Origin of the sequence: Kosakonia sp. R1.Fl, assembly GCF_023516815.1 — a bacterium.
Taxonomy (GTDB): domain Bacteria; phylum Pseudomonadota; class Gammaproteobacteria; order Enterobacterales; family Enterobacteriaceae; genus Kosakonia.
In genome coordinates, this window is the sequence record NZ_JAMGSQ010000001.1 from 1527205 (window position 1) to 1544917 (window position 17713).

The 17713-nt window shown below is 54.2% G+C and carries 10 protein-coding genes, 1 tRNA gene and 3 rRNA genes; 9 read left to right on the plus strand and 5 right to left on the minus strand.

Annotation, left to right across the window (positions count from 1 at the left end):
- Window positions 1-24: 24 nt before the first annotated feature.
- Window positions 25-1317 (minus strand): phosphoribosylamine--glycine ligase, encoded by a 1293-nt coding sequence (gene purD, locus M8Q36_RS07250; protein WP_249880446.1) that lies wholly within the window; start codon window positions 1315-1317, stop codon window positions 25-27.
- A 15-nt stretch (window positions 1318-1332) separates the two neighbouring features.
- Window positions 1333-2922, minus strand: a complete 1590-nt coding sequence (gene purH, locus M8Q36_RS07255; RefSeq protein ID WP_045514719.1) for a bifunctional phosphoribosylaminoimidazolecarboxamide formyltransferase/IMP cyclohydrolase — start codon at window positions 2920-2922, stop codon at window positions 1333-1335.
- A gap of 576 nt (window positions 2923-3498) precedes the next feature.
- On the opposite strand from purH, the gene M8Q36_RS07260 reads away from it, so the two are divergent.
- From M8Q36_RS07260 to aceK, 9 genes are all read left to right on the plus strand, one after another.
- Window positions 3499-5038: ribosomal RNA gene (locus M8Q36_RS07260) — 16S ribosomal RNA — on the plus strand.
- An 83-nt stretch (window positions 5039-5121) separates the two neighbouring features.
- Window positions 5122-5197: transfer RNA gene (locus M8Q36_RS07265), tRNA-Glu, on the plus strand.
- Window positions 5198-5402: 205 nt separating this feature from the next.
- Window positions 5403-8310 (plus strand): 23S ribosomal RNA (locus M8Q36_RS07270).
- 91 nt (window positions 8311-8401) lie between these two features.
- Window positions 8402-8517 (plus strand): 5S ribosomal RNA (gene rrf, locus M8Q36_RS07275).
- The 16S, 23S and 5S rRNA genes sit together here with 1 tRNA gene alongside, the layout of an rRNA operon.
- A 297-nt stretch (window positions 8518-8814) precedes the next feature.
- Window positions 8815-9243 carry a YjaA family stress response protein gene (locus M8Q36_RS07280; protein ID WP_249880447.1) on the plus strand — a complete coding sequence of 143 codons (429 nt, stop codon included), beginning with the start codon at window positions 8815-8817 and terminating at the stop codon, window positions 9241-9243.
- 134 nt (window positions 9244-9377) lie between these two features.
- Complete coding sequence (metA, locus tag M8Q36_RS07285; protein WP_020456077.1) at window positions 9378-10307, plus strand: homoserine O-acetyltransferase MetA; 930 nt, start codon at window positions 9378-9380, stop codon at window positions 10305-10307.
- Between the two features lie 246 nt (window positions 10308-10553).
- Complete coding sequence (gene aceB / locus M8Q36_RS07290) at window positions 10554-12155, plus strand: malate synthase A (RefSeq protein WP_249880448.1); 1602 nt, start codon at window positions 10554-10556, stop codon at window positions 12153-12155.
- 156 nt (window positions 12156-12311) lie between these two features.
- The gene (aceA, locus tag M8Q36_RS07295) at window positions 12312-13616 is read left to right on the plus strand and encodes an isocitrate lyase (protein WP_249882729.1); all 1305 of its coding nucleotides are present in this window, start codon (window positions 12312-12314) and stop codon (window positions 13614-13616) included.
- Window positions 13617-13670: 54 nt separating this feature from the next.
- Complete coding sequence (gene aceK, locus M8Q36_RS07300) at window positions 13671-15419, plus strand: bifunctional isocitrate dehydrogenase kinase/phosphatase (protein ID WP_249880449.1); 1749 nt, start codon at window positions 13671-13673, stop codon at window positions 15417-15419.
- A gap of 1 nt (window position 15420) precedes the next feature.
- Here aceK and M8Q36_RS07305 read toward each other — a convergent pair whose 3' ends face one another.
- The 3 genes from M8Q36_RS07305 to M8Q36_RS07315 are packed head-to-tail and all read right to left on the minus strand — an operon-like array spanning window position 15421 to window position 17661.
- Entirely contained in the window at window positions 15421-16353 is a 933-nt protein-coding gene (locus M8Q36_RS07305) for a phosphatidate cytidylyltransferase (protein ID WP_249880450.1), read from the minus strand.
- Window positions 16346-17002 carry a lysophospholipid acyltransferase family protein gene (locus tag M8Q36_RS07310; RefSeq protein WP_249880451.1) on the minus strand — a complete coding sequence of 219 codons (657 nt, stop codon included), beginning with the start codon at window positions 17000-17002 and terminating at the stop codon, window positions 16346-16348. The genes M8Q36_RS07305 and M8Q36_RS07310 overlap by 8 nt, the downstream gene beginning before the upstream one ends.
- The gene (locus M8Q36_RS07315; protein WP_249880452.1) at window positions 16999-17661 is read right to left on the minus strand and encodes a CDP-alcohol phosphatidyltransferase family protein; all 663 of its coding nucleotides are present in this window, start codon (window positions 17659-17661) and stop codon (window positions 16999-17001) included. Before M8Q36_RS07315 ends, M8Q36_RS07310 begins: the two co-directional genes overlap by 4 nt.
- Between the last annotated feature and the right edge of the window lie 52 nt (window positions 17662-17713).

A 17713-nucleotide genomic window follows, 5' to 3' on the forward strand; every position in this document is an offset into this window, starting at 1 on the left:
GGAGAGAGGGTGAAAGGGCGAGAGTTACTTGCCTTGCTCGCGCGCAATTGCGCGGTAACCAATATCCCGGCGGCTGAAGCTGCCATCCCAGTGAATATCGGTCATTAAGGCATACGCGCGCTGCTGCGCTTCGGCGACGGTGTTACCCAGCGCGGTAACGCACAGCACGCGCCCGCCGTTGGTTAGCACCTGGTCGTCGGCGGAGAGTTTGGTGCCTGCGTGGAACACTTTACCGTCAGCCACTTCTTCCAGCGGTAAACCGTGGATGACATCGCCATTGCGGTAGTTGCCCGGATAACCACCGGCTGCAACCACAACGCCCAGCGATGCGCGACTATCCCACTCTGAGGTTTTCTCATCCAGCTTGCCTTCACACGCGGCCAGACACAGCTCCACCAGGTCAGACTGCATGCGCAGCATAATTGGCTGTGTTTCCGGATCGCCAAAGCGGCAGTTGAATTCGATAACTTTCGGGTTGCCCTGCTTATCGATCATCAGCCCGGCATACAGGAAACCGGTGTAGGTATTGCCTTCTGCCGCCATGCCGCGCACGGTTGGCCATATGACGCGTTCCATGGTGCGCTGATGCACTTCATCCGTCACCACTGGCGCAGGCGAGTAAGCACCCATACCGCCGGTATTCGGGCCGGTATCGCCATCCCCGACGCGTTTGTGATCCTGGCTGGTGGCCATTGGCAGCACGTGTTCGCCGTCGACCATCACGATAAAGCTGGCTTCTTCGCCATCGAGAAACTCTTCAATTACAATGCGGTGGCCCGCGTCGCCAAACGCATTGCCTGCCAGCATATCGTGAACCGCTGCTTCGGCTTCTTCGAGCGTCATGGCGACGATCACGCCTTTGCCCGCCGCCAGACCATCTGCCTTGATCACGATAGGCGCGCCTTTCTCACGCAGGTAAGTCAGTGCAGGCTCAATGTCGGTAAAATTCTGGTATTCAGCGGTCGGGATATTGTGGCGCGCGAGGAAGTCTTTGGTGAAGGCTTTGGAGCCTTCCAGCTGCGCGGCACCCTGTGTTGGGCCAAAAATTTTCAGACCGGCCGCGCGAAACGCGTCGACCACGCCGATCACCAGCGGTGCTTCCGGGCCAACGATAGTCAGATCGATCTTCTCGTTCTGCGCAAAGCTCAGCAACGCCGGGATGTCGGTTGCGCCAATCGCGACGTTTTGCAGCGTCGGTTCCAGTGCCGTACCGGCGTTACCCGGTGCGACAAAAACGGTATCAACCAGCGGTGACTGCGCGGCTTTCCATGCCAGCGCGTGTTCGCGCCCGCCGTTGCCAATTACTAATACTTTCATTGTCTGCTCCGTGGATTAATGGCGGAAGTGACGCATATCGGTGAAGATCATCGCAATGCCGTGTTCGTCGGCGGCGGCAATGACTTCGTCATCGCGGATGGAACCGCCAGGCTGAATAACGCAGGTCACGCCAACAGCGGCGGCGGCATCAATGCCGTCGCGGAACGGGAAGAACGCGTCAGAAGCCATGGCGGAACCTTTCACTTCCAGCCCTTCATCACCGGCTTTGATCCCGGCGATTTTCGCCGAGTAGACGCGGCTCATCTGGCCTGCGCCGATGCCGATGGTCATGTTCTCTTTCGCGTAGACAATGGCGTTGGATTTGACGAATTTCGCCACTTTCCAGCAGAACAGCGCATCACGCAGCTCCTGCTCGGTCGGTTGGCGTTTGCTGACGACGCGCAGTTCACTTGCGCTTACCATGCCGAGATCTCTGTCCTGAACCAGCAGACCGCCGTTGACGCGTTTGAAATCGAGTCCCGGAACACGCTGCGTCCACTCGCCGCAGACCAGTACGCGGACATTCTGCTTAGCGGCGGTAATTTTCAGCGCCTCTTCGCTGGCGGACGGGGCGATGATCACTTCAACAAACTGGCGAGAGATGATCGCCTGGGCGGTTTCAGCGTCCAGCTCACGGTTAAAAGCGATGATGCCGCCGAATGCGGAGGTTGGATCGGTTTTATAAGCGCGATCGTAAGCCTCCAGAATTGAACCGCTAACCGCGACGCCGCAAGGATTGGCGTGTTTCACAATCACACACGCCGGTTCGCTGAACTCTTTCACGCACTCCAGCGCTGCATCGGTATCGGCAATATTGTTATAGGAGAGCGCTTTGCCTTGCAGCTGCTGCGCGGTGGCAACGGAGGCCTCTTTAATCTCTTCTTCTATATAGAAGGCGGCTTGCTGGTGGCTGTTTTCGCCGTAGCGCATATCCTGCTTCTTAATGAAGTTCAGATTCAGGGTACGCGGGAAGCGACCGGCGGGTTCTTTGCTTTCGCCGTGATAGGCCGGAACCAGGCTGCCGAAGTAGTTGGCAATCATGCTGTCGTACGCTGCGGTGTGTTCAAACGCTTTAATCGCCAGGTCGAAGCGGGTGGCAAGCAGAAGTGAACCTTCGTTGGCATCCATTTCATTAATAATGGCGGTGTAGTCGCTGCTCTTTACAACGATAGCGACATCTTTATGGTTCTTCGCGGCGGAGCGCACCATAGTCGGACCGCCAATATCAATATTCTCTACCGCATCTTCCAGTGAGCAACCTTCACGCGCGACGGTCTCGGCGAATGGATAAAGGTTAACGACCACCATATCGATCGGCGCAATTGCATGTTCTGCCATGATTGCGTCATCCTGCCCGCGACGACCCAGAATGCCGCCGTGTACTTTCGGATGCAGGGTTTTCACACGTCCATCCATCATTTCCGGAAAACCGGTGTAGTCGGAAACTTCGGTCACTGGCAGACCTTTTTCCGCCAGCAGACGCGCGGTGCCGCCGGTAGAGAGCAGTTCTACGCCACGCTGAGAGAGCGCCTGTGCGAATTCGACAATACCGGCCTTGTCAGAAACACTGAGCAAAGCGCGGCGGACTGGACGACGTTGTTGCATGGTAAATCCCCTGGATTTGTCTTTAACAGAGAGCGTTAGCTAAATATTAGGATCTTTATTGATCCTAAAACTTAGCTAATGCCCCAGCGAGGGCTCATGTTTTTTGCGCGGGCATTGTAACGAAAACGTTTGCGTAGCGCTCGCGAATTTTTGTACTTTTGCCGGATTGTGGATAAGTCTGTGCGTAAAGGGGTATAAAGGCGGGTTTTGCTGTGGAATGCAGCAGTCAGTCATTTTTATGTCATTTTTCTATTGCGGGGGGCGGAGAACTCCCTATAATGCGCCTCCATCGACACGGCGGATGTGAATCACTTCACACAAACAACCGGTTCGGTTGAAGAGAAAAAATCCTGAAATTCAGGGTTGACTCTGAAAGAGGAAAGCGTAATATACGCCACCTCGCGACAGAGCGCTAAAGCGCGTCGCACCTGCTCTTTAACAATTTATCAGACAATCTGTGTGGGCACTCAGGGTGACTGGATTCTTGAACGTCCTCGGACGAAAAATGAATACCAAGTCTCAACGAGTGAACACGTAATTCATTACGAAGTTTAATTCATTGAGCATCAAACTTTTAAATTGAAGAGTTTGATCATGGCTCAGATTGAACGCTGGCGGCAGGCCTAACACATGCAAGTCGAACGGTAACACAGAGAGCTTGCTCTCGGGTGACGAGTGGCGGACGGGTGAGTAATGTCTGGGAAACTGCCTGATGGAGGGGGATAACTACTGGAAACGGTAGCTAATACCGCATAACGTCGCAAGACCAAAGAGGGGGACCTTCGGGCCTCTTGCCATCAGATGTGCCCAGATGGGATTAGCTAGTAGGTGGGGTAACGGCTCACCTAGGCGACGATCCCTAGCTGGTCTGAGAGGATGACCAGCCACACTGGAACTGAGACACGGTCCAGACTCCTACGGGAGGCAGCAGTGGGGAATATTGCACAATGGGCGCAAGCCTGATGCAGCCATGCCGCGTGTATGAAGAAGGCCTTCGGGTTGTAAAGTACTTTCAGCGGGGAGGAAGGGAGTAAGGTTAATAACCTTGCTCATTGACGTTACCCGCAGAAGAAGCACCGGCTAACTCCGTGCCAGCAGCCGCGGTAATACGGAGGGTGCAAGCGTTAATCGGAATTACTGGGCGTAAAGCGCACGCAGGCGGTCTGTCAAGTCGGATGTGAAATCCCCGGGCTCAACCTGGGAACTGCATCCGAAACTGGCAGGCTTGAGTCTCGTAGAGGGAGGTAGAATTCCAGGTGTAGCGGTGAAATGCGTAGAGATCTGGAGGAATACCGGTGGCGAAGGCGGCCTCCTGGACGAAGACTGACGCTCAGGTGCGAAAGCGTGGGGAGCAAACAGGATTAGATACCCTGGTAGTCCACGCCGTAAACGATGTCTATTTGGAGGTTGTGCCCTTGAGGCGTGGCTTCCGGAGCTAACGCGTTAAATAGACCGCCTGGGGAGTACGGCCGCAAGGTTAAAACTCAAATGAATTGACGGGGGCCCGCACAAGCGGTGGAGCATGTGGTTTAATTCGATGCAACGCGAAGAACCTTACCTGGTCTTGACATCCACAGAACTTAGCAGAGATGCTTTGGTGCCTTCGGGAACTGTGAGACAGGTGCTGCATGGCTGTCGTCAGCTCGTGTTGTGAAATGTTGGGTTAAGTCCCGCAACGAGCGCAACCCTTATCCTTTGTTGCCAGCGGTTAGGCCGGGAACTCAAAGGAGACTGCCAGTGATAAACTGGAGGAAGGTGGGGATGACGTCAAGTCATCATGGCCCTTACGACCAGGGCTACACACGTGCTACAATGGCGCATACAAAGAGAAGCGACCTCGCGAGAGCAAGCGGACCTCATAAAGTGCGTCGTAGTCCGGATTGGAGTCTGCAACTCGACTCCATGAAGTCGGAATCGCTAGTAATCGTGGATCAGAATGCCACGGTGAATACGTTCCCGGGCCTTGTACACACCGCCCGTCACACCATGGGAGTGGGTTGCAAAAGAAGTAGGTAGCTTAACCTTCGGGAGGGCGCTTACCACTTTGTGATTCATGACTGGGGTGAAGTCGTAACAAGGTAACCGTAGGGGAACCTGCGGTTGGATCACCTCCTTACCTTAAAGAACCTGCCTCTGCAGTGTCCACACAGATTGTCTGATGAAAAGTAAAAGCAAGGCGTCTTGCGAGCGAGACTTTACGTCCCCTTCGTCTAGAGGCCCAGGACACCGCCCTTTCACGGCGGTAACAGGGGTTCGAATCCCCTAGGGGACGCCACTTGCTGGTTTGTGAGTGAAAGTCACCTGCCGATGTATCTCAAAACTGATTCCGTTGTGTGAACAGCGAGTCATGTTTGAGATATTTGCTCTTTAAAAATCTGGATCAAGCTGAAAATTGAAACACTGAACAGTGCGAACTGTTCTGTGAGTCTCTCAAATTTTCGCGACACGCGGATGTTTCACGAAACATCTTCGGGTTGTGAGGTTAAGCGACTAAGCGTACACGGTGGATGCCCTGGCAGTCAGAGGCGATGAAGGACGTGCTAATCTGCGAAAAGCGCCGGTAAGGTGATATGAACCGTTATAACCGGCGATGTCCGAATGGGGAAACCCAGTGTGACTCGTCACACTATCATTAACTGAATCCATAGGTTAATGAGGCGAACCGGGGGAACTGAAACATCTAAGTACCCCGAGGAAAAGAAATCAACCGAGATTCCCCCAGTAGCGGCGAGCGAACGGGGAGCAGCCCAGAGCCTGAATCAGCTTGTGTGTTAGTGGAAGCGTCTGGAAAGTCGCGCGATACAGGGTGACAGCCCCGTACACAAAAATGCACAGGTTGTGAGCTCGATGAGTAGGGCGGGACACGTGGTATCCTGTCTGAATATGGGGGGACCATCCTCCAAGGCTAAATACTCCTGACTGACCGATAGTGAACCAGTACCGTGAGGGAAAGGCGAAAAGAACCCCGGCGAGGGGAGTGAAAAAGAACCTGAAACCGTGTACGTACAAGCAGTGGGAGCATCCTTCGGGGTGTGACTGCGTACCTTTTGTATAATGGGTCAGCGACTTATATTCTGTAGCAAGGTTAACCGAATAGGGGAGCCGAAGGGAAACCGAGTCTTAACTGGGCGTTAAGTTGCAGGGTATAGACCCGAAACCCGGTGATCTAGCCATGGGCAGGTTGAAGGTTGGGTAACACTAACTGGAGGACCGAACCGACTAATGTTGAAAAATTAGCGGATGACCTGTGGCTGGGGGTGAAAGGCCAATCAAACCGGGAGATAGCTGGTTCTCCCCGAAAGCTATTTAGGTAGCGCCTCGTGAATTCATCTCCGGGGGTAGAGCACTGTTTCGGCTAGGGGGCCATCCCGGCTTACCAACCCGATGCAAACTACGAATACCGGAGAATGTTATCACGGGAGACACACGGCGGGTGCTAACGTCCGTCGTGAAGAGGGAAACAACCCAGACCGCCAGCTAAGGTCCCAAAGTCATGGTTAAGTGGGAAACGATGTGGGAAGGCCCAGACAGCCAGGATGTTGGCTTAGAAGCAGCCATCATTTAAAGAAAGCGTAATAGCTCACTGGTCGAGTCGGCCTGCGCGGAAGATGTAACGGGGCTAAACCATGCACCGAAGCTGCGGCAGCGACACTTATGTGTTGTTGGGTAGGGGAGCGTTCTGTAAGCCTGCGAAGGTGTGCTGTGAGGCATGCTGGAGGTATCAGAAGTGCGAATGCTGACATAAGTAACGATAAAGCGGGTGAAAAGCCCGCTCGCCGGAAGACCAAGGGTTCCTGTCCAACGTTAATCGGGGCAGGGTGAGTCGACCCCTAAGGCGAGGCCGAAAGGCGTAGTCGATGGGAAACAGGTTAATATTCCTGTACTTGGTGTTACTGCGAAGGGGGGACGGAGAAGGCTATGTTAGCCGGGCGACGGTTGTCCCGGTTTAAGCGTGAAGGTGTGTGCTCCAGGCAAATCCGGAGGACTTTAACACTGAGGCGTGATGACGAGGCACTACGGTGCTGAAGTAACAAATGCCCTGCTTCCAGGAAAAGCCTCTAAGCTCCAGGTAACACGAAATCGTACCCCAAACCGACACAGGTGGTCAGGTAGAGAATACCAAGGCGCTTGAGAGAACTCGGGTGAAGGAACTAGGCAAAATGGTGCCGTAACTTCGGGAGAAGGCACGCTGATGCGTAGGTGAAGCGACTTGCTCGTGGAGCTGAAATCAGTCGAAGATACCAGCTGGCTGCAACTGTTTATTAAAAACACAGCACTGTGCAAACACGAAAGTGGACGTATACGGTGTGACGCCTGCCCGGTGCCGGAAGGTTAATTGATGGGGTCATCCGTAAGGAGAAGCTCTTGATCGAAGCCCCGGTAAACGGCGGCCGTAACTATAACGGTCCTAAGGTAGCGAAATTCCTTGTCGGGTAAGTTCCGACCTGCACGAATGGCGTAATGATGGCCAGGCTGTCTCCACCCGAGACTCAGTGAAATTGAACTCGCTGTGAAGATGCAGTGTACCCGCGGCAAGACGGAAAGACCCCGTGAACCTTTACTATAGCTTGACACTGAACACTGGTCCTTGATGTGTAGGATAGGTGGGAGGCTTTGAAGCGTGGACGCCAGTCTGCGTGGAGCCGCCCTTGAAATACCACCCTTTAATGGCTGGTGTTCTAACGTGGACCCGTTACCCGGGTTGCGGACAGTGTCTGGTGGGTAGTTTGACTGGGGCGGTCTCCTCCTAAAGCGTAACGGAGGAGCACGAAGGTCAGCTAATCCTGGTCGGACATCAGGAGGTTAGTGCAATGGCATAAGCTGGCTTGACTGCGAGCGTGACGGCGCGAGCAGGTGCGAAAGCAGGTCATAGTGATCCGGTGGTTCTGAATGGAAGGGCCATCGCTCAACGGATAAAAGGTACTCCGGGGATAACAGGCTGATACCGCCCAAGAGTTCATATCGACGGCGGTGTTTGGCACCTCGATGTCGGCTCATCACATCCTGGGGCTGAAGTAGGTCCCAAGGGTATGGCTGTTCGCCATTTAAAGTGGTACGCGAGCTGGGTTTAGAACGTCGTGAGACAGTTCGGTCCCTATCTGCCGTGGGCGCTGGAGAATTGAGGGGGGCTGCTCCTAGTACGAGAGGACCGGAGTGGACGCATCACTGGTGTTCGGGTTGTCATGCCAATGGCACTGCCCGGTAGCTAAATGCGGAAGAGATAAGTGCTGAAAGCATCTAAGCACGAAACTTGCCCCGAGATGAGTTCTCCCTGAGACTTTAGGTCTCCTGAAGGAACGTTGAAGACGACGACGTTGATAGGCCGGGTGTGTAAGCGCAGCGATGCGTTGAGCTAACCGGTACTAATGAACCGTGAGGCTTAACCTTACAACGCCGAAGATGTTTTGGCGTGAGAGAGATGAAATCAGCTTGATACAGATTACGTCAGGGCGTGAGAACGGTCTGACAACAGAATTTGCCTGGCGGCAGTAGCGCGGTGGTCCCACCTGACCCCATGCCGAACTCAGAAGTGAAACGCCGTAGCGCCGATGGTAGTGTGGGGTCTCCCCATGCGAGAGTAGGGAACTGCCAGGCATCAAACAAGTGAAGAGGCCATCCTGACGGATGGCCTTTTTGCGTTTTTACGCTGTGAAACAGCACAGGCGCTCCCCCTTCGGATGCGGCAAAACATGTCTGTGATGGCGGTTTTAACCTTTCATCTGCCCGACAGAAAGCCTCATGTGGAACAGACAGTAAGTACCGGTAAACTACCCCGCCTGCCTGAGCCAGCGCACAACAGGCGTGACTGCCTGCCCGGAACAAAGCCTCATGCGAAAGCACGGGGCTTTTTTGCTATTGTTTCAGCTCCATTTATCGCTAAAGGACATCTCAATGATCGTTCTGTACGCCCAGCTTTATAAAAATCGCATGGTTGTGCGTAACCTCCAGACTCAGCAGCAGGTATCGGGTAGCCAAACCTTCAGCAACCAGCGAATACTCATCGCAGACTTTTTCCCGGCGGAAAAGCTATTACAAGATTTGATTCTACAAGTTGCACCGCGCGCATTCTGGCACGCACTTCCGGGCATGGGGCGTTTAGCTATCCTCGCGCATGCGCTGGAAATGAATGAAGGCGGCTTATCGCCCGTCGAAGAGCGCGCCATTCTTGAAATGACTTTTGGCGCTTCGCAAGGCCGATGCCGTTACCCGCAGGTCGTTGCCAGTCAGACACCGCTTAGCGATCAACACGTACTGGCAGCACTGAGACAATCGAAAATGTCTCCCTCTCCGCGCGATAACAAACCGAAAATCATTAGCTAATATCAATGCTAAACAGGCAGCGACGTGAAACTTTCTCACCTTTCACTTGCGGACTCGACATTTTGCCGATTCCTGGGTATCTTCGGCTGTCTGGATGTCTAAACGTTTAAACGTATGCAGTGAGGATATAAGATATGCCGATTCGGGTGCAGGACGAGCTGCCAGCCGTCAATTTCTTGCGTGATGAGAATGTCTTTGTGATGACGACATCGCGCGCAACAGTGCAGGAAATACGCCCGCTGAAGGTGCTGATCCTCAATCTGATGCCAAAGAAGATTGAGACGGAAAACCAGTTCCTGCGCTTGCTGTCCAACTCACCGCTACAAGTTGATGTGCGCCTGCTGCGCATTGACTCGCGTGAATCACGCAACACACCGGCCGAGCACCTCAATACCTTTTACTGTAATTTCGATGACATCCGTGATGAAAACTACGATGGCCTGATCGTCACCGGTGCGCCATTAGGCTTAGTTGAATTTAACGACGTGGCCTACTGGCCGCAAATCGAGCAGGTTCTGGAGTGGGCAAAAGATCATGTCACCTCCACCCTGTTTGTCTGTTGGGCGGTACAAGCCGCGCTAAACATCCTTTATGGCATCCCCAAACAGACCCGCACCGAAAAACTCTCCGGCGTATACGAACACCACATCCTTCATCCTCACGCGTTGTTGACGCGTGGTTTTGATGATGTTTTTCTGGCGCCGCACTCGCGTTACGCCGATTTCCCGGCTGCATTGATCCGCGACTACACCGATTTAGAGATCCTCGCCCAGACGGAAGAGGGCGACGCCTACCTGTTTGCCAGCAAAGACAAACGTATCGCCTTTGTTACCGGCCATCCGGAATATGATGCCAACACACTGGCAGACGAGTTCTTCCGCGATGTGGATGCGGGGCTAAGTCCGGCGCTACCGCACAACTATTTTCCCCATGACGATCCGCAGAATAAACCACGTGCATCCTGGCGCAGCCACGGCAATTTGCTGTTTATCAACTGGCTCAACTACTACGTCTACCAGATCACGCCATACGATCTGAGCCATATGAATCCGACGCTGGATTAAGCGTTTCAGCCCCTTATTACAGGCACCTTCGGGTGCCTTTTTTATTTGCGAAAATCACTTCTCAACACAATAAAACTATAACCTCTTTTTTATCAAATAGTTATTTCCATTTTAATTTAAAAATGGAAATTGTTTTTGATTTTGGAAAAATTATTAGCCAGGATTGATCCTGCTGAACGAAAACTGCACACCCGATCTTCGTTGGCATTGGGAAATGTCTTTGCTGCAAAAAAGAGGAATCGCACCATGACACAACAGGCGACAACAACCGATGAACTGGCCTTTACGCGACCGTACGGTGAACAAGAGAAGCAGATTCTCACCCCGGCAGCGGTGGAATTCCTGAGCGAGCTGGTCACCCGCTTTACGCCAAAGCGCAATCAACTGCTGGCCGCGCGCGTGCATCAGCAGCAACAGATCGATGCCGGTACGTTGCCTGATTTTATTTCGGAAACAGCTTCCATTCGCGAAGGTGACTGGACGATCCGGGGAATTCCCGACGATCTGCTGGACCGCCGCGTTGAAATTACCGGGCCGGTTGAGCGCAAAATGGTGATCAACGCGCTGAATGCCAATGTGAAGGTGTTCATGGCGGATTTTGAAGATTCGCTGGCACCGAACTGGGACAAAGTGATCGACGGGCAGATCAACCTGCGCGATGCCGTCAACGGCACCATCAGCTACACCAATGAAGCGGGTAAGATCTACCAGCTGAAGCCAAACCCGGCGGTGCTGGTTTGCCGTGTGCGTGGTTTACACCTGCCGGAAAAACACGTCACCTGGCGCGACGAGGCCATTCCGGGCAGCCTGTTCGATTTCGCGCTCTACTTTTTCCACAACCACAAAAGTCTGCTCGCCAAAGGTAGCGGTCCCTATTTCTACCTGCCGAAAACGCAGTCATGGCAAGAAGCTGCATGGTGGAGCGAAGTCTTCAGCTTTACCGAGGATCGTTTCAATTTGCCGCGCGGCACCATCAAAGCCACGCTTCTGATTGAAACCTTGCCCGCGGTATTCCAGATGGATGAGATCCTGCATGCGCTGCGCGATCACATTGTTGGCCTGAACTGCGGACGCTGGGATTACATCTTCAGCTACATCAAGACGCTGAAAAACTACCCGGATCGCGTGCTGCCTGACCGCCAGGTAGTGACGATGGATAAACCGTTCCTCAGTGCTTATTCACGTCTGCTGATCAAAACCTGCCATCGTCGCGGCGCTTTCGCGATGGGCGGTATGGCGGCGTTTATCCCCAGCAAAGACACCGAACGCAACAACTGGGTGCTGAACAAAGTGAAAGCCGATAAACAGCTCGAAGCGAATAACGGCCACGATGGCACCTGGATTGCGCATCCGGGGCTTGGTGACACGGTGATGGAGGTATTCAACGCGGCGCTGGGCGAACACAAAAACCAACTCTTTGTCAGCCGTGAAGACGATGCGCCGATCACCGCAGAAGATCTGCTGGCACCTTGTGAAGGCGAGCGCACCGAAGAGGGCATGCGCGCCAATATCCGCGTCGCGGTGCAGTACATCGAAGCGTGGATCTCCGGCAATGGCTGCGTGCCGATTTACGGGCTGATGGAAGATGCCGCCACGGCGGAAATTTCCCGTACCTCAATCTGGCAATGGATCCATCACGAAAAAACGCTGAGCAACGGCAAGCCGGTCACTAAAGCGCTGTTCCGCCAGATGCTGGCTGAAGAGATGCTGGTTATTCAGGAGGAGCTGGGCGAGCACCGTTTCAGCAGCGGGCGTTTTAACGATGCCGCGCGCCTGATGGAGCAGATCACCACTTCTGATGAGCTGATCGACTTCTTAACGTTGCCTGGCTACCGCCTGCTGGCGTAATCGCCCGGACTATTTTGTTCGCCAATTTGGCCCTGGACAGTGCTCAACATCCTTACGTATCACCAGCACGTTGCGGTTTTCGTGCGCTGGTCGTGGCCAAACTGCCTTCACCAATAACGCCTGGCGAGCCAGGAGAAGAATATGGAGCATCTGTATATGAAAACCCGTACCCAACAAATCGAAGAATTACAAAAAGAGTGGACGCAGCCGCGCTGGGAAGGCATTCGCCGCCCTTATAGCGCGGAAGATGTGGTGAAGTTACGCGGCTCGGTCAATCCGGAATGCACGCTGGCGCAACTGGGCGCGGCGAAAATGTGGCGCTTGCTGCATGGCGAATCGAAAAAAGGGTACATCAACAGCCTTGGCGCGCTGACGGGTGGGCAGGCGTTGCAGCAGGCGAAAGCGGGAATCGAAGCGGTGTATCTCTCCGGCTGGCAGGTGGCGGCAGATGCTAACCTCGCCGCCAGCATGTACCCGGACCAGTCGCTCTACCCGGCAAACTCCGTGCCGTCGGTGGTTGAGCGCATCAATAATACGTTCCGTCGCGCCGATCAAATTCAGTGGTCTTCCGGTATTGAGCCAGGTGACCCGCGCTTTGTCGACTATTTCCTGCCGATCGTCGCAGATGCCGAAGCTGGCTTTGGTGGCGTACTGAACGCCTTTGAACTGATGAAATCGATGATTGAAGCCGGTGCGGCGGCAGTGCATTTCGAAGATCAACTCGCGTCAGTGAAAAAATGCGGCCATATGGGCGGCAAAGTGTTAGTCCCTACGCAAGAAGCGGTGCAGAAACTGGTGGCGGCGCGTCTGGCAGCGGATGTGCTGGGCGTTCCGACGCTGTTGGTGGCGCGCACCGATGCCGATGCCGCCGATCTGATTACCTCAGATTGCGACCCGTATGACAGCACGTTTATCACCGGCGAACGCACCAGCGAAGGGTTTTACCGCGCTCATGCAGGCATTGAGCAGGCGATCAGCCGCGGCCTGGCTTACGCGCCGTATGCCGATCTGGTGTGGTGTGAAACCTCCACGCCAGACCTGAACCTGGCGCGCCGTTTCGCCGATGCAATCCACGCGAAATACCCGGGCAAACTGCTGGCATACAACTGCTCGCCGTCGTTTAACTGGAAAAAGAACCTTGATGATAACACCATCTCCCGCTTCCAGCAGGAGCTGTCAGATATGGGGTACAAGTTCCAGTTCATCACCCTCGCGGGCATCCACAGCATGTGGTTCAACATGTTCGATTTAGCCCACGCGTACGCGCAGGGCGAAGGGATGAAGCACTACGTCGAAAAAGTGCAGCAGCCAGAGTTCGCCGCAGGCAAAGAGGGCTACACCTTCGTTTCTCACCAGCAGGAAGTGGGTACCGGTTACTTCGACAAAGTCACCACCATTATTCAGGGCGGCGCCTCGTCGGTAACGGCGTTGACGGGTTCAACGGAAGAAGCTCAGTTCTAATCGTCAATCTGCCCGGTAGCAATTTGCCTGCCGGGCTAATGCCTGGGGAATACGATGTCGCGTGGTCTGGAACTGTTGATTGCCCAAACCATCCTGCAAGGCTTTGATGCCCAGTATGGTCGTTTTCTGGAAGTGACTTCCGGCGCGCAACAGCGCTTTGAACAAGCCGACTGGCATGCTGTTCAGCAGGCGATGAAACAGCGCATTCACCTTTATGATCACCATGTTGGCCTGGTCGTCGAGCAACTGCGTTGCATCACCGACAGCCAAAGCCCGGACGCCGCGTTTTTGCTGCGCGTCAAAGAGCACTACACGCAACTGCTGCCGGATTATCCCCGCTTTGAAATCGCCGAAAGTTTTTTTAATTCAGTCTATTGCCGGCTGTTCGATCACCGCTCTCTCACGCCCGAACGGTTGTTTATCTTTAGCTCGCAACCGGAACGCCGCTTTCGCACCATCCCGCGCCCGTTAGCCAAAGCATTCTGGCCGGAACGCGGCTGGGAAGCACTGCTGACCAAAGTGCTGTCGGATTTGCCGCTGCGCCTGCCGTGGCAGGATAAAGCGCGTGACGTAAGTTATATCACCGCACATTTGCAGGAAGCGTTTGGCAACGAACCCCTTGCTCACTCTCACTTGCAGGTGGCGAACGAGTTGTTTTACCGCAACAAAGCCGCCTGGCTGGTGGGCAAGCTTATTACCCCGTCGGCTACGCTGCCGTTCTTGTTGCCGCTTCACCGCAGCGATGACGGTGAGCTGTTTGTCGATACCTGTCTGACCACATCGGCGGAAGCCAGCATCGTGTTTGGTTTTGCCCGCTCCTATTTTATGGTTTACGCCCCGCTGCCCGCCGCGACAGTCGAGTGGCTGCGCGAGATCCTACCCGGTAAAACCACTGCTGAACTGTATATGGCGATTGGTTGCCAGAAACACGGCAAAACGGAAAGTTACCGCGAATATTTAAATTACATCAACGCCAGCAATGAGCAGTTTATTGAAGCGCCAGGCATTCGCGGCATGGTGATGCTGGTGTTTACGTTGCCCGGTTTTGACCGGGTATTTAAGGTGATAAAAGATGTCTTTCCCCCGCAAAAAGAGATGAGCGCCGCGCACGTTCGTGCCTGCTATCAACTGGTCAAAGAGCATGATCGCGTGGGCCGTATGGCCGATACACAAGAGTTTGAAAACTTTGTGCTGGAAAAACGGCAGATTGCCCCGGCGCTCATGGCACTTTTGCTGGAACAAGCGCCAGGCAAAATCACCGATCTCGGCGATCGCATCGTCATCAGCCATCTCTATATTGAGCGGCGTATGGTGCCGCTCAATCTGTGGTTCGAGCAGGTGAAAGGTCAGCAACTGCGCGACGCGGTAGAAGAGTATGGTAATGCCATTCGCCAGCTGGCCGCCGCCAATATTTTCCCCGGCGACATGCTGTTTAAGAACTTCGGCGTCACCCGTCACGGGCGCGTGGTGTTCTACGATTACGACGAAATTTGTTACATGACCGAAGTGAATTTCCGCGACATTCCCGCGCCGCGTTACCCGGAAGATGAGCTTAGCGCCGAACCGTGGTACAGCGTGTCGCCAGGCGATGTTTTTCCACAGGAGTTTCGTCACTGGTTGTGCGCCGACCCGGAAATCGGTCCGCTATTCGAAGAGATGCATGCCGATCTACTGCGTGCCGATTACTGGCGCGGGTTGCAGGCGCGCATCCGCGAAGGGCATGTCGAAGATGTTTATGCCTACCGCAAACGCCAGCGTTTCAGCGTACGCTTTGGCGCAGGCGCGCTGCGGCAGGCGGGGTAAATCAGGTAAAGTAATATCTCACCACATGGAAGAAGATCGGGGCGGCAAAGCAGAGAGAATCAATCCTGTCCATCATGCCGCCGTGCCCTTCGAGCATTGCACCGAAATCCTTCACGCCGCGATCGCGTTTAATCGCCGACATACACAAACCGCCAAGGAAGCCGAGCAGCGTAATCAGCAGGGAAATAACAAAAGCCTGCCACGGGTTAAACGGTGTGATCCACCACAGCCCCATGCCGACCAGACTGGCGCTGAGAATACCGCCCACAAAGCCTTCTACCGTTTTGTTCGGGCTGAGTTTCGGCACAATAGGGCGCTTGCCGCACAGCTTACCGAAGACGTATTGCAGCACGTCGGAAATCTGCACAACAATCATCATAAACAGCACTAGCTTGATATTTTCACCACTGTAGCCCGGAATGGATAACATCAGCAGCGCAGGCGCATGGCTAACACAGTAGACCGCCATCATCAGGCTCCACTGGATTTTTGCGCTGCGTTCAAGAAAGTGTTGTGTATCACCCGCGATAGCCACTCGTGCCGGAATAAACAAGAAGGCGTAGACCGGGATAAAAATCACAAACACCGAATACCACTGGATGCCAACCAGCACGTATTGCACCGGAAGAATGATAAAGAAACACCAAAACAGTGCTTCATGATCGCCCCGGCGGGTGGGCATCAGGGTGATACATTCGCGTAGCGCGAAGAACGACATCAACGCAAACAGCACAACTGAACCGATGGGGCCAACCAGCATGGCGATGACTGAAACGGTACACATCAACCACCAGGCGCGGATCCGCGCGTTAAGGTTAGCTATCGTGGCGTTTTGATAGCGGCGCGATAGCAAAAAACCAATAACACTGGCGACGGTCAGCAGACCGAAAAGCCCGCTCAGTAGCAGGCGCAGATCGGAATCGACATTAATCATGGGCAAGTGCCTCCAGCGCACACCTGGCGCGGTCTAAAAATTCCTTTTTCGTTTCGTCGTCCGTAACCGCTGGCAATGGCTCGCCAAACGTTGCCGTGCAGATAATCGGCACCACCAGACGTGAACCTTTCGGCAGCACACGATTCATATTTTCCAGCCACACCGGAATCAGCTGCGCTACTGGCAAGCGCTGTGTTAAGTGATAAAGCCCGCTTTTAAAATTGGCGACTTCATCACCGGAGCCGCGCGTACCTTCAGGAAAGAAGATCAACGAATGGCCTTGTTCCAGCTTTTCCATCAGCGGTTGTAACGGATCGCGCTGCTTTACCGTCTCTTTGGCGGCTGAAGCCGGGCTACTCCGTTCAACCAGAATGGCGTTAAAAATGCGCGTAGCAAGGTAGCGACGAAGCGCTGTTTTGTTCCAGTAATCCGCCGCGGCGACCGGATGTACGCTATTGCGCAACGCACGTGGAAAGCTCGCCCAAATAACCAGACCATCGAGGTGGCTGCTATGGTTGGCGTAATAAATAGTGGCGCGATCCGGCTGTGGCAAGGTGCGCCAAAAAGCTTTCACGCCGGTTAACAGGCGGCAAAGCATAACGAAAAAAGCTCTGACAATGGTCTTATCGACAGAAAAATGCAGCTTCATGATGCCTTCTCCTGCTTCAATGTAGAGATGATTCGACGGGTACGGCGCACTGTCGTCCAGGCTGCGCCAAGGGCAATTAACGCCAGTGTGCAGAGCAGCAGCAGCTCCCCCCACTGCGGCAGGATGATGGCGATAACCGTCGCAGCAGTCAGCAGCGCCATTCGGTGTTGTTTGGCCATTGGGCCGCTAAATTGTTGCGCCAGGCCGCAGGTGCCGCCAAGCAAGCGTACATAAGCGGTAAAGAGCGCAAATAAAGCCGCCGCCCAGCCCAGCTCAACCCCACCAGTCACTTGCACCAGACCGTAACCCGCGCCAAGGAACAGCACGCTGTCAGAAATGCGATCCGGTAGTTCGTTAAAGACAGCACCCGCCGGGCTGCGCAGACCGCCCTCTACGGCTACCATGCCATCGAGCAAATTACAGATAAGCCGCCCCTGAATACCGACAATAGCGAATAGCAGCAGGCCGCGTTGCAGCAGCGTATTGTCACTGTGCCAGACGGTAAGAAAACAGAGGCCAGCGAGAAGTGCAAAAAAAATACTGAATAAAGAAATGGTGTTGGGCGTGTAGCCTTTTTGGCGCAGGTAACGGGCAGCCGAAGCCGCCCAGGCGGAATTGCGCGTCTTTACTGGACGGCGATCGTGAACATCCTTGGTCATATATGTCATTCCGATGAGTGGATAAAAATTGGACGTCCACTATATAACCTTT